At 60.1% G+C, this 273-nt stretch carries 1 pseudogene; it reads right to left on the bottom strand.

The features are described from left to right. Nucleotides 1-87 precede the first annotated feature (87 nt). A pseudogene (locus ABG80_RS22265) lies at nt 88-273 on the bottom strand (hypothetical protein); the annotation flags it as partial.

The raw sequence follows: 273 nt of genomic DNA, 5'->3' as shown, positions 1-273 counted from the left end.
GCCATTTCAACTCCTGTGTAGTTGGCTTGGTTAGGGCAGGGGAGCGGCGTTCCAGGCCAATCCCCTACCCGTCTGATCCCTCGGCGGCTACGCCGCTTTGGGGCGATTCGCATGCGAAACGGCGTAGCCCTTTCCACGCAGATAGCGATAGAACAGCTCGACATACGGCAGCTCATCGAGCGGCTCATCGGTCAGCTCTTCCGGCACCTCGACACCTCGGAAGCACCCAGCAGAACCAAGAAGGCGTTTCCCCTTGAGCGTCTGAAAGGCATG

The organism is Aquabacterium parvum, from assembly GCF_001447195.1.
In the GTDB taxonomy this organism is placed as follows: domain Bacteria; phylum Pseudomonadota; class Gammaproteobacteria; order Burkholderiales; family Burkholderiaceae_C; genus Aquabacterium; species Aquabacterium parvum.
Note: the sequence above shows the minus strand (reverse complement) of the source record. Positions and strands in the feature narration are given on the sequence as shown.